Below are 11,472 nucleotides of genomic sequence, written 5' to 3' on the forward strand. Positions count from 1 at the left end.
ACGCACATGGCGGCGATCACCGCCGTCAGCACCGCAGCCACCTTGAGCATCAGCGAGGGCACTCCGGTCCATCCCTCAAGCGCCAGCAGCGCCGAGATGCCGACATAGGCGCCCACAGAGATGAACGCGCCATGGCCGAAATTGATGACGTCCATCAGCCCGAACACCAGCGTCAGGCCAGAGGCCATGATGAAGATCATCATGCCCATCGCCAGGCCCGACACGGTGAGCGTCAGCCAGCTCGAGGTCGAGCCGATGGACAGGAAACCCAGCACCACCAGAACCGGAACAAGCAGCAGCGGCATTGCCTTTCCAATTCTGTCGGGCAGCGACAATTGCGCGTATTTTGGCGCGTGGTCGGGTGCTGCAGCCATGATCAATGCGCCTCCATGCTCAGGCCCATCAGACGCTCCTGCAGAGCGGAATCGCCGGCGAGTTCGGCCATCTCGCCCGACCAGACAATCCGCCCGTCATCCATGACGGCGGCGGTGTCTCCGAGCGCCTTGGCGACGGAAAAATTCTGTTCGACCAGCAGGATCGACGCGCCTTTTTTCTTCAGGTCACGAAGCGCGCCGGCCATGGTTGAAATGATCGCGGGCGCCAGCCCCTTGGTGGGTTCATCGATGAGGTACAATTGCCGCTCCTCGGCCATGACGCGGGCGATCGACAGCATCTGCTTCTGGCCGCCAGAGAGATTGCCTGCTTCGGAGCGCCAGAATGTCCGCAATGGCGGAAAAGCCGCGAAGATGGATTCCAGGCGAGTCGGATCGAGCGGACCTGAGGCGGCCGCAAGCACCATGTTTTCCTCGACCGTCAGATCGGAAAATATGCCCATGTCTTCCGGAACGAAACCGATCCCGGCGCGGGCCCGGGCAGGCGTCGGCAGGGTGGTGATCTCAGTGCCGTTGAAACGGATTCTGCCGGCCTTGCTCTGCCAGTGACCGATGATGGTGCGCAATGTCGTGGTCTTGCCGACACCGTTGCGGCCCAAGAGCATGGTCACGCCGCCACGCGGCACAATGAGATCGACGCCCTGCAGGATGTGATACTGCGCGATGTCGGTGTGGATGCCGGACAGTTCGAGGATCGGATCAGACATCGGCGAGATCCCGTCCCATATAGGCTTCCTGCACCACGTCTGACGCCATCACCGTTGCCGGATCGCCATCGGCGGCGAGAGCGCCGTTGTGCAGCACGATGATGCGGTCGGCGAGCGAGCGGATCACGTCCATCTTGTGTTCGACCAGCAGGATTGTCCGGTCGGTGTCGGCCTTGAGTTCGGCAATCAGGTCCAGCACCACCGGCGCTTCGTCGACGCTCATGCCGGCGGTCGGTTCGTCAAACATGTAGACCAGCGGATCGAGCGCGATCAGGAGGGCGACCTCGAGCTTGCGCTGATTGCCGTGGCTGAGGGCGCCAACCTTGTATTCGCAGAGGCTGTGGAGGCGCACCCGCTCGAGCACGGCCATCGCCGCCACCGTCAATTCGGTGTGGGCGCGCGCCATGGACAACAGGTTGAACCCCATCCTGCGCCGGGCCTGGATCACCAGCCGGACATTTTCGAGCACGGTGAGATTGGGAAACAGATTGGTCAGCTGGAAGGCGCGCCCCAGTCCCTTGCGGCAGCGCATGGCCACCGGGTCGCGCGTCACATCCTCGCCCATCAGTCGAACAGTGCCTGCTGAGGCGGTGATCTGTCCGGAGATCAAATTGAAATAGGTTGTCTTGCCGGCCCCGTTGGGCCCGACGATGGCGGTGAGTTCACCGGCCCGGAACGCGCAGCTGACAGTGTCCACCGCCACATGGCCGCCAAAGCGGACGGTCAGGCTGTCCGTTTCCAGAAGCGTCTGTGTCATGCGCGCACCTATGCGGGGGGATGGAGCCAAGGGCGGGCGCCGCAGCCGGCGCCCGCTGCTTGCGGCATCAGTTGCGGATTGGAATATCCATCTCGTCAATGCCGATCTCGCGCACCAGCACCGGGACGCCATAGTCCTTGCCATCCTGGATTTCGGTGCGGAAGTGATACATCGCCTGCAGCGCCTGGTGGTCCTCCTTGCGGAAGCGCATCAGGCCCTTTGGCGTCTCCCATTCCATGCCTTCCATCGCCGAAATCAGCGCTTCGGTGTCGGTGGAGCCGGCCTTCTTGATTGCCTCGACCACGGCAATGCCGGCTGCCATGCCGCCCGCGGTGAAGAAATCCGGCGGCGAGCCGAAGCGGGCCATGTGCTCCTTGACCAGCCAGTCATTGACCGGATTTTTCGGGATCTCGTAGTAATAATAGGTGGCGCCTTCCATGCCCGGCAGTTCCTTGTAGGCCGTCAGCGCCGCCAGGATGTTGCCGCCGGTCGCGATCTCGATTCCGAAGCGGGACGGGTCCATGGCGTTGATCTTGCTCATCGGATTGCCACCGCCGGCCCAGATGATGAACAGCTTTTTCTTGCCTTCAACAGCGCCCATGGCGTTGAAGATGCGCTCGGCCGCCGCGGTGAAATCGGTGGTGTCGGTGGGCACATATTCTTCGTGCGCGATCGTTGCGCCGGTTGCGGCCAGGGCCTCACGGAACGCAGCCACGCCATCGCGTCCGAAGGCATAGTCCTGCGCCAGCGTGGCGATCGTCACGCCTTCGCCGCCAAGCGCGACAGCGTTGGAGATGGCGTCCTGCGAGGAGTTGCGGCCGGTCCGGAAGATGAACCGGTTCCAGTCCGCGCCGGTGATCGAATCGGCCACGGCGGGTTCGACAATCAGGATCTTCTCGTATTCCTCGGCCACCGGAAGCATCGCCAGGCCAACGCCGGAACTGACCGGCCCGACAGCGATGTCGGCCTCGTCGTCGCCATAGGCTTCGGCCAGCACGGCCTTGCCGATGTCGGGCTTGAGCTGGGTGTCCTTCTCGATGACGACGATCTTCTCGCCATCGATCTCCATGGTACCGCCGGTGGCGTATTCCAGGCCGAGCATGAGCCCTGTGTGCGATTGGGCGGCGTAAGCCTCAAGCGCTCCAGTCTTGCCATAGACATGTGCAATCTTGATCTCGGCGAGCGCCGGCACTGTCAGCATGACAGCAGCCACACCGGTTGCCAGTATCGTTCTCATCTTCATTTTGGGTCTCCTCCCCTGAGCGAACAATGGTGAAAACATGAAACATGAATCAATATTCATGTCAAGATTCCAAAGCGGCCTCCAGCCGCTGTGTGCGCCTGATTTGAAATCCCGGGTCTTGCCCGCCCTGGGCTGGAGAAAAAGACCAGACCACGGCCGTCAACGGCTGATCACGCAGCCCGGAACCGCAGCGTTCCCAGCGCCTTGCGCATCCTGACGCATTCGAAGCGGGACCGATCGGGGAGTTCCAGCGCCGTCACCTCCTCGGTCTGATAGCCGAGCCTGTGGTAAAGCGCGACGCCGGAGAGGGTAGCCGTGAGCTGCAGCATCTCGGCGCCATGGTCGACTGCATCCTGTTCGGTCCGCGCCATGATGGCCGATGCGACCCCGCGGCGGGTGGCGGCGGGATCGACAAACACGCTGCGAACCGTCGGCGCATCAGATGGGGTCCGGGTTCCGGCACTTGCAGTGGCATAGCGCGGCCGCGACCGCGTCCAGCCGCCGCTGCCGAGAATCGCACCACGGCGATCTTCAGCGACGAAATAGTGACCTTCGTCCACCACCGCATCATCCATCGTCCCGAACAGGGTGAGGAAGCTGGCGATGTCGTTCGCGCTGTAGAAATCGCCGCCGAGCACCCACATCGAGCGCTCCTGCATGGAGCGGATCGCCGGGATGTCAGCCGGACGGGCAAGCCGGATGATGTAGCTAGGTGGGTTTGTGTCTTCAGTCATGGTTTTCTCCTTCAGCAGGGTGTTTTTGGGCGCGGCGCCGGGCAGGCAGACCCGCCAGGATCGGTCCCGGCGGGCTGCTCTTCAAAGGCGTCACTCGCCGCCGAATTCGGCCTTGAACGCGTCGAAGTCGATCTGCATGCCGTTGAGGATGGCGCTCCAGTGGCGCGTCAACCCGGCCTGGGCCACGGCTTCGGCGATCTCGGCGTCGGTGGCGCCGAGTTCGCGGGCGAACTTGCTGTCGAGCCAGATGCAGTAGCGGCAGGGGATCTGCGCCGCCACGGCGACATTGATCAGCGACTTGATCTTCGGATCGAGCGCGCCCTTTTCAACCTCGAGCGCCTTGGTCAGCGCCCAGGCGGCGGCGATGCCCTGCTTGGGGTAGACCTTCATGTATTCCGGCGTCACGCCGTAGACGGACTCGATGTCCTTGTAGGTCTCCTCAAGCGTCGGCTTGTCCTGCGCACCGGCGATCGAAATGCCAAACGCGAGGGTCGAGACCGCGGCAAGTGCCGCGGCTGTGGTGATGAGTTTCATAGGTAAGTCCTTTCTGGTTGCTTGGTGTGAAGGCGTGTTGAGAGAAGGCCCGGACTGCCTTCGCGTCCGTGCCGTGGCTTTCATCGTCCGTTGGGCGAACAAGCCTGTCGGGTGACTGGCGGAGGCTTGGCCGCACCCGCCCGCCACACCCCGGGCGGAGCGCCCGGGGAATTTTTCAAGACTGCGCGGCAGCCGGAGATTGCCGGCTTATGGCCTGCGGCGAAGCTGGAAGACGCGAGGCTCGGCAGACCTCGCCGCCGTTGCCGGACCGGTCGACCCGGTTGCGCTTCCGTGCAAAGATCGCCGCCGTCACACGGTCCCGGCGAACCCGCATCTGGGTTCCGCCGGCTGATCTTAGGCTTGCCTCGAGGTCGGCGAGCGGCAATTGATGCCCCTGCCATCTGGTCTTCACCCGACGCATGAAAATCCGGGTGATCAGATCGATCGGCTGCTCGGCTTCGATGCAGATCGCCATGCAGAGTGTGCCGCCCGGCTTGAGGACCCGCATCAGCTCGGCGAGGCCGGCGCGCGGCTCTGCCAGCGTTTCCAGCACCCAGGTGCAGATCACGGCATCGAATGTGCCGTCGCCAAAGGGCAGTTCGGTCACGCTGCCTTCAATCGTCCGCGCCATTGGATTGACGATCCGGGACAGCATGTTGGGTGCGGCATCCAGCAGCGTCAGCTCGATCCCCGGCTCCATCGCCTGGAGCGAGCCGCCCAGGCGGCCCGTCCCGCATCCTGCATCCAGGATCTTGAGCCCGGGCTCCAGGATCGCCGACACCATGCCCTCGACGGCCGATTGCGTTGCGCCCCCGGCGATCCTGAGGAACCGGTCATGCTTTCGCCCATAGAGCCGGGCGTGGCGATTGTAGACCTCGGCTCCCGGCTGCGCCGCAGCCTGGAGCTGCCGGATCGGCTCGCATCGTTGCATCGATAACATCGAATCTGCTTCCGTGGCTTGTTCGCAGCGAGATCCTGGAGGCGGACGACGCTGGAGGCCGTCAGGCGGCCTTGCTGATTGAAAAATGACCGCCTGACGGCGCTTTTCACCTCTCCCCGGTTGACCCGGGGAATTGCCTTATTGGGGCTCCATCCAGGGATCGCCGGCGGATTTCCGGGGTTGGTAGCCGATGTCCCTGAGGTAATGGTCGTTGAGTTCGCAAAGGGCGGCGCGGCGGGCGCGTTCGGCGCGTTCGGCGCGCGAGCGCCTGCGCCGTTCCCGCCAAGGCCCGAACAGGCTGTGTTGAAAGATCGCCATGGCTCAGGCGGCCTTCTGTCCGGGTCTGGATTCTGCCCGGGCACGGCGCAGGAAAGACCTGTTCACCGGGCTGTGGGGCTTGAGCGCCAGGCGCTCGCTGGCGAGCGCTTCGGCCATGCCGGTCAACCCGCCGCGCAGCGTCGCTTCGGTCAGTGTCCAGTCGATGATGTCGCGCTGGGCATGGCTGCCGCCAAAGCTGTTGGCGATCTGGCGGGCGCCGTGCAGGCGGTCGGCCGCGGTCTCGTAGTCGCCCTGCCAGAAGGCGGCAAAGCCTTCGACCAGCGGCAGCGCGTTTCTGCGGCCCCAGGCGTCGACTTCAGCGGCGCCACCACCTTCCCGGAAACCCGCGAGGATGCGCTCGGCGTCACCGGTCCGGCCGGCGCCGAGATAGGCCATGACCGCGTGCCAGTCGTTGAACGGATAGGAGCGGCCGTCGGCGTGGCTGTCCCAGGCTGCGGCCAGTTCCTGCCAGCGGTCGCCGACATCATGGCCAGTGAGGGTGAGCCGCCACAGAAGTGCGGAGGCATCGACCATGTCGAGCGCCACCATGGAGCGGTCCTGGCGGATCGGGCCGTCATAGAGCGCCAGCACCTGGTCGGCCTGGCCGAGATCGAGATGGCAGAGCGCGCGATGCCACCAGTTGTGGACCCGGAAGAAATTGTCGTCGCCGGACCAGTGCGGTTCGCGGGCGATCATCCAGCCGATGCCGTCCTCGGCGCGGCCCTGCATCTCCATGACATGGGCGACGGCGTGGTGCGCCCATGAATCGAGCGGCTGGAGATCGAGCGCGCGGCGGCCGGCCTCCTCGGCGCGGGCATAGTCGCCGGTTTCCTCGAGCCCGAAGGCATGCATGCCGACGACGATGGAATGGCCCGGAATGGCGTCCGACCATTTCGGCAGCACGCGCGCGATGCGGTCACGCAGGCTGCGCGCATTGGCGCGGTAGAAATCCATCAGATGGCCCGCCTGCAGGGCGACGATGTCGTGCGGATGGTCAATATTGTGCCGGTCGAGCGCGGTTGCCGCCGCGCTCCACTCGCCATCGATCAGCAGGTCGAGCGCTGCCGCATGCGACGCCTCGCGCTCGGTGAGCCTCAGGGACTTGACCGTGCCCAGGATCGCTCTGGCTTCCTTCGTCGCCTCCGGCTCTGTCGCCAGGCCGAAGAGATGGGCTTTCAGGATATGCGCCATGGCGAAGCCGGGCGCGAGCGCGATGGCCTGGTCGGCGAGGCCAACCGGGTCGCCACGATAGATGTTGAAAGCCGAGACCGCCTGGTCGAAGAGGCCGGCTGTCTCGCCGGTTGCGCCGGACAGCGCGTTGCCTTGTGCGTCCTTGTGCATGATGATTTGCTCCCTGGCAGATTTGATCGCTGGATTGCGAAGTCAAACGGATTGCAGGCGGCGCGTGTGAAAGTCATAATCGGCGCTTCCTGTTGGGCGGTGTTCTGGCGCAAGAGGCTTTTCGCCGACAGGACGGCGCGCCGATGCTTCGCCGATGAATTGCCGATGGAGGAGACGATGACCGAGAGTGCAGCCGCTTCCGCGATCGACCTGGCACGAACGGCGCCGTTCGCGCTCGGGCCTGCCACCGTGCTGCCGGCTTCCTGCGAGATCTCCGCTCCTGAGCAGACCGTCAGCGTCGAGCCGCGGGTGATGCAGGTGCTGGTGGCGCTGGCGCGACGCCAGGGCGAGACAGTCACGCGCGACGACCTGATCGCGCAGTGCTGGCGCGGCGTGGTCGTCGGCGAAGATGCGATCCAGCGCTGCATCGGGCGGCTGCGCAAGGCGGCGGCCGCGGTGGGCGGCTTCGAGATCCAGACGCTCAATCGCGTCGGCTACCGGCTGCGGGAGATTTCAGCCGCGGCGGAGGAAGCCGTTACAGCTGTGGCCCCTTCTGCCGCGGGCACAAGCGACAGGCGGCCGACGATTGTCGTGGTCGACATGCAGGTGTTCGGCGCCGGGCCGGACGTGGAAACATTCGCGCAGATCCTGGCGCAGGATGTGAGTGCTGCGCTGTCGCTCAACCGCGATCTGCATGTGCTGGCGGCGCACGCCACCGTGTCGCGGGTGGCGGCGACACAGGAATGGTCCACGGGAGCGGCGGGGCTCAGATACATCGCGCAGGGCACGCTTCGCCGCATGGGCGAGCACTACCGGCTCGGCTTCCAGCTGCTCGAGGCGGCGAGCGCGCGCCTGCTGTGGGCGCACCGTGTCGATCTCGCCGACATCGACGCCCCGTCCGACGATCTGGTGATCGACCTGGCCGGACGAATGTCGACGGAAGTGATGCGGCGGGAGGCGGACCGGGTGCTGCGCAGCGCCAGCGAACTCACCGCCTGGGAATGCGTCGTCCGCGCCAACACCGCCTACCAGCATATCAGCCTCGACAACCTGCCGTTCGCCATCTCTGAATCGCGGCGGGCGGTGGCGCTCGACCCCGACTATGCCGCAGCCCACGCTGCACTCGCCAACGGGCTGGCGGCAAGCTACGAGGTCGGCGGGGCGCGCGATCCGGCGCTCGCCACCGAGGCCCAGTTTCATTGCGACCGGGCCCTGGCGCTCGATTCCAACGATCCCGCGGTGCTGATATGGGCGGCCAATGCGCTCAACATGATAACACGGCCGCCCAAGGGGCTAGAGCTTGCCAAACGCGCGGTCGAGCTGGCGCCGACAAACCCGATCGCCCATCTCTATCTGGCGCGGCACTATCTCTATCTCGGCCAGCCGGAGGAGGCGATGGCCTGCCTGAACGAGCATGAGCGGGTGGCGCCGCTGTTTCCCTGGCAATACTACATCGCCTTCAACAAGGCGTTCGCCCATTTCATGGCGGGCCGCCTGGACCAGGCAACAAGCGAAATCGACAAGGCCGCCCTGCTCAATCCCGGCTACCCCTATACCTGGATCGCCAAGACCATCCTCGCCACGATGACCGGACAGCAAGAGGAGGCGCTGGAAGCGATCGCCCGCCTGCGCCAGCTGGAAGGCGCCGATTCGCTCGACCTGCAACTCGCCCGCATCGCCCACAGCTATCCCGAAGGCCCGGCGCGGGCGGCCTTGCAGGGGATGATTGCCGATGCGTGGCGTCGTTTGCCGGCGACCTAGCTCGGCACCCATTGCCGCTTGCAAGTCAGCGAACACGGTCGATCTGGCCGCGTTCGCCGGGCCGTTCAGGTTCCTCAACCTGCCCTGACAAGGGGTGCGACCCCGCGGATTTGAAAATAGGGCCCTGAAATGACGTGGTGAAAGAGGATATCGAGGGGCATGATCGCGCATAGCGCGGTCCATGACCGAAAGTCCCTTGCCGGGCGCGTACTGTCAGAAACCAGCCAGGAAACGCAAGGGCTTGCACTTAAATGGGGAAGAGGGTCTCAACAAATGGCGGAGAGGGTGGGACTCTTCCCCAATAAGCGCATTTCCAAGGGTTTCCGCCAAGCTTCTGACGCGAAAGCCCGTTTACGATACATTGAGCGATACATGGCGCGATACATTTTGGCAAGTCTACATTTGTTAGCCGACGTCGGATCGGGTCGTTGTCGCGCCGACCCATCTCCTCTCAAATCCACTTCCTTAAAATTACTGCTTCATCGAAACGCCCGCCCGAAGACCTCTGCGCATAACCAACTAGCGCACGCGTATGCCCGTCCATTCAGCTGCGATACACCGCGCAAAGCCAACAGGGACGCTGGATCAGCAAATCTCCTTGGTGAACACAACGCTTCGCCAGGAGCGCCCACTAGCATCGTTGCCACATAAGCAAACGAGGTCCGCGGTTCAGGCAGCTTCGCCAGCAAGATGCGGTCTCTGCAATCTTCACACGGCGATGGCAGGCCTGAACAGCACCGCCTCCCCGATTGAAAATTCAATCACCAACCATAGTCGCCAAGGATTTCACCCAAGGATGTTTCATCACCGTAACCTCAGCAATTTAAGCGACACGGAGCCCATTCTCCGATTTTTGAGGGGGTGAGAAGCTATCGAAAAGGGGTGCGACCGAATGTCGCGATTCTGCAGCCAGCGCCAGAATTCGAGTTTCGCAAAACCCAACAGAATCAGCAAAACAATTTTAGTTTCAATGTGTTGACAATTTCATTGGAGTTGACTCCCATGTTTTCTGCGGTGACCATGAAGGTACAGCAATGGGCTGTTTGACAGAAAGGTCACACATGAAGAAAACGCCAGACGCCAAGAACGACGCTCACAGGAAAGCAATGCCACCGTTGCTCGTTTCTGTGAAAATGCCTCTCGAGACCGCCGATGAGGCAGTCTCGCTGGACACTGAAAACGCACTGAAGCGAGCAGTGGCCAAGATCATCGCACTCGATCGCGATTGCACCGCACACGCATATGATTTGGGCGAGACATTCGTGGAGCTAAAATCGCTGGTGCCGGAAAAGTCCTTTGGAAAGTTCCTGAAGACTTTCTCACACTACAGCGTCCGCAACGCCTGGAATTATTGCTCGGTGTACGAACGTCTTCAGGACCATCGCGACCAGCTCATCGCTTCCGCGGTAGCGCCGACGGTCATGTTCGAGATTGCCAAAGGGGACAAGGATCAAATCGATGGCCTCGTTGCGCGCATCGCTACCGGTGAGCGATTAAAAGGCAAGGACGTCAAAGCGGCGCTCGGCGGAAGCACGAAACTGGAGAGTGACGTCTCTCCCCTCGACGTCGGCGGATTGGCAGGGCTTCGCAAAGTGGCGGAGCTCAAGGCTGACACAGATATCGCCGAGTTCGAATTGCGAGTGAAGCGCATCCTCCATCATGTGACCGAGGCACTGGCGCAAAAGGCGCTCGGCAAGCGCGTCGTCAAGAGCAAGCTGGCCGACGACATTGAAATCCTGAGCCGCCATGCGCACGACCTCTTTAAGGTGATCGCAGCTCCGATTGGACCGCATAGCTGGAATCCAAAAGGCAACTGGGAAGTCGGTCGGGTACAAGATGGAACGTCGTGGGGCCAGGTTCAGCGGCTACTGCGCCAGCTGGGCGGTGCCGAGGGCTGGCCGGCAGCGACGGAGCTTACTGATTGGCTGGCGCAAGAAGTCACGCCTGCGTTGCGGTTTGTGGTGCACGGGGAACCGATGACGTGTGCTCCAGTCGCGGCTGACAGCGCCGTCACTTCAGAGGATGGACTGATGGAACCCACTGACCCGGTGCGCTTGCAACAGAACACAGACGATCACTCAGAGTTCACGATGGACCCAGAGACCCAGGCGCGTGCGGCGTGACAGCACTCTTGCAACAACCAGCCAGATAAGCGGCTACTTGATGACCGCCATCACTGGAACTCGAATATCAGGGCCCGCTTCGGCGGGCTTCTTGCTGTTTGAATACTAGATTGGCCGCGTCACCTGTTAACCATCCCGGGGCTCTTGTTCCGGATGTGTTCTTTTCACCTTGCCGGACACTTCGCTCCGGTCTATCTCTGGTTTGTCGGCGGAAAACCGAATTCCTGCAGACATTTAACGGCCCCCGCCGGTGCTCGACACACCGACGAAGGCCTGACCCGCAACCTTGTATGAGAAGGCCCAGGCTATGTTGACCCTTACCGCCATCTCCCCGAATGGGGAAGACCAATCACTATGCTCTCCTGTTGAAACTCGATCGCGGCGTCGCGTTTCGTTGACCGGCGACTTGTCGCCATCACCCGTTTCGCTTTCGCGCCACTGATCGGTTTTACCTACAGCGATTACGCCCAGTTCCTCGCCGGCATCGACGGTTTGGCTGCCCAGATGTGGCAGCCAATGCGGAAATTATTTCCGCATGCGACCCTCCGTGTCTGCCGGGTTACTGCCGTCATCGCTCCTCAACAGGAGACTTCCCATGACACCACACCTGACCAATTCCGCG

The 11,472-nt window shown here is 63.0% G+C and carries 10 protein-coding genes and 1 pseudogene; 2 read left to right on the plus strand and 9 right to left on the minus strand.

Features of this window, described 5'->3' with window-relative positions; translation table 11 throughout:
* The 9 genes and pseudogenes from Q8O80_RS03930 to Q8O80_RS03970 form a co-directional block, all read right to left on the minus strand.
* A pseudogene (locus Q8O80_RS03930) lies at positions 1 to 305 on the minus strand (branched-chain amino acid ABC transporter permease); the annotation flags it as partial.
* Between the two features lie 71 nt (positions 306 to 376).
* Positions 377 to 1,099: an ABC transporter ATP-binding protein gene (locus Q8O80_RS03935; RefSeq protein ID WP_305577156.1), complete on the minus strand. Its 723-nt coding sequence runs from the start codon at positions 1,097 to 1,099 to the stop codon at positions 377 to 379.
* The gene (locus Q8O80_RS03940) at positions 1,092 to 1,856 is read right to left on the minus strand and encodes an ABC transporter ATP-binding protein (RefSeq protein ID WP_305577158.1); all 765 of its coding nucleotides are present in this window, start codon (positions 1,854 to 1,856) and stop codon (positions 1,092 to 1,094) included. Before Q8O80_RS03940 ends, Q8O80_RS03935 begins: the two co-directional genes overlap by 8 nt.
* A 67-nt stretch (positions 1,857 to 1,923) precedes the next feature.
* Positions 1,924 to 3,099, minus strand: a complete 1,176-nt coding sequence (locus tag Q8O80_RS03945) for a substrate-binding domain-containing protein (RefSeq protein ID WP_371136095.1) — start codon at positions 3,097 to 3,099, stop codon at positions 1,924 to 1,926.
* Positions 3,100 to 3,269: 170 nt separating this feature from the next.
* The gene (locus Q8O80_RS03950; protein ID WP_305577160.1) at positions 3,270 to 3,833 is read right to left on the minus strand and encodes a GNAT family N-acetyltransferase; all 564 of its coding nucleotides are present in this window, start codon (positions 3,831 to 3,833) and stop codon (positions 3,270 to 3,272) included.
* 90 nt (positions 3,834 to 3,923) lie between these two features.
* Positions 3,924 to 4,367, minus strand: coding sequence for a carboxymuconolactone decarboxylase family protein (locus Q8O80_RS03955; protein ID WP_305577162.1), 444 nt, complete (start codon positions 4,365 to 4,367; stop codon positions 3,924 to 3,926).
* Positions 4,368 to 4,542: 175 nt separating this feature from the next.
* On the minus strand, positions 4,543 to 5,307 hold the full coding sequence (locus Q8O80_RS03960) for a class I SAM-dependent methyltransferase (protein WP_305577164.1): 765 nt from the start codon (positions 5,305 to 5,307) through the stop codon (positions 4,543 to 4,545).
* A gap of 138 nt (positions 5,308 to 5,445) precedes the next feature.
* Positions 5,446 to 5,625: a hypothetical protein gene (locus Q8O80_RS03965; protein WP_305577166.1), complete on the minus strand. Its 180-nt coding sequence runs from the start codon at positions 5,623 to 5,625 to the stop codon at positions 5,446 to 5,448.
* 3 nt (positions 5,626 to 5,628) lie between these two features.
* Positions 5,629 to 6,966 carry a tetratricopeptide repeat protein gene (locus tag Q8O80_RS03970; protein ID WP_305577168.1) on the minus strand — a complete coding sequence of 446 codons (1,338 nt, stop codon included), beginning with the start codon at positions 6,964 to 6,966 and terminating at the stop codon, positions 5,629 to 5,631.
* A 66-nt stretch (positions 6,967 to 7,032) separates the two neighbouring features.
* On the opposite strand from Q8O80_RS03970, the gene Q8O80_RS03975 reads away from it, so the two are divergent.
* Both Q8O80_RS03975 and Q8O80_RS03980 read left to right on the plus strand, forming a co-directional pair.
* Positions 7,033 to 8,727 carry a tetratricopeptide repeat protein gene (locus Q8O80_RS03975; protein ID WP_305577170.1) on the plus strand — a complete coding sequence of 565 codons (1,695 nt, stop codon included), beginning with the start codon at positions 7,033 to 7,035 and terminating at the stop codon, positions 8,725 to 8,727.
* 1,061 nt (positions 8,728 to 9,788) lie between these two features.
* Positions 9,789 to 10,850: a hypothetical protein gene (locus Q8O80_RS03980; RefSeq protein WP_305577172.1), complete on the plus strand. Its 1,062-nt coding sequence runs from the start codon at positions 9,789 to 9,791 to the stop codon at positions 10,848 to 10,850.
* Positions 10,851 to 11,472 lie beyond the last annotated feature (622 nt).

Origin of the sequence: Devosia sp. (assembly GCF_030689745.1) — a bacterium.
Classification (GTDB): Bacteria; Pseudomonadota; Alphaproteobacteria; order Rhizobiales; family Devosiaceae; genus Devosia; species Devosia alba.